The 419-nt window shown below is 48.7% G+C and carries 1 pseudogene; it reads right to left on the bottom strand.

The features are described from left to right. Positions 1 to 349 (bottom strand): annotated as a pseudogene (locus UF06_RS25150) (phosphatase PAP2 family protein); the annotation flags it as partial. Positions 350 to 419: the final 70 nt, after the last annotated feature.

The following is a 419-nucleotide window of genomic DNA, read 5'->3' as shown; positions in this document are numbered from 1 at the left end:
TATGACCGTTGCCAGTCCCGTGCACGCCATACAATATGTTCATGCTTGACCCCAACAGCGGCGACAAAGCAAAGGAGGCGCATGCACGCCCAAGCACGGCACCAATAAACACGTCGGTGAGAAAAGGCACCCCAAGTAAGATGAGTGCCAAGCCAATTAAACTTGCCCAGCAGAAAGCAAACCAAGCCAACTCAGGATAAAAGTGCGCAATTAACGTCGCAATGACAAAACCCGCAGCGGTGTGCCCAGAAGGTAAGCTCTAGCGGTCGGAGGGAGTAATACAAGCGGGGAGATAAGCGCAGTACTCTTCGGGCCTACGCCGTTTAAAGCTATTTTTCAGAAACCAATAGCTATGTCTATTATACACATTTGACGCTGCCGACGAATAAACAGCTATTATTTTACACCGTAGTTCTTTA

This window comes from Vibrio sp. S234-5, assembly GCF_000960595.1.
Lineage (GTDB): Bacteria > Pseudomonadota > Gammaproteobacteria > Enterobacterales > Vibrionaceae > Vibrio.
Note: the sequence above shows the minus strand (reverse complement) of the source record. Positions and strands in the feature narration are given on the sequence as shown.